Annotated in this window: 1 protein-coding gene; it reads left to right on the top strand. The window is 54.6% G+C overall.

Annotated elements, in window-relative coordinates; genetic code table 11:
• Positions 1 to 271 (top strand): ParA family protein (locus SB724_RS20235; protein ID WP_410572648.1); only part of this gene is annotated, 271 nt, incomplete at both ends.

The raw sequence follows: 271 nt of genomic DNA, 5'->3' as shown, positions 1-271 counted from the left end.
AACGCGTTCTGCGCTGCCAGCGAAGTCCTCATTCCTATACAGTGCGAGTATTACGCGCTGGAAGGCCTGAGCCAGCTTCTCAAGAACATCGAGATGATTCAGAAGCATCTCAACGCTGATCTCGAAGTATCTACGATTCTTTTGACGATGTATGACGGCCGAACCAATCTGGCAGCACAGGTGGCGTCTGAGGTCAGGCAGCACTTCCCAGATCAGGTATTGAGCGCGGTGGTGCCCCGCTCCGTTCGAATCTCCGAGGCACCAAGCTACC

Source organism: Bacillus sp. SIMBA_031, assembly GCF_046535225.1.
Taxonomy (GTDB): domain Bacteria; phylum Bacillota; class Bacilli; order Bacillales; family Bacillaceae; genus Bacillus; species Bacillus velezensis.
This window is presented reverse-complemented; position numbering and strand designations above follow the sequence as displayed.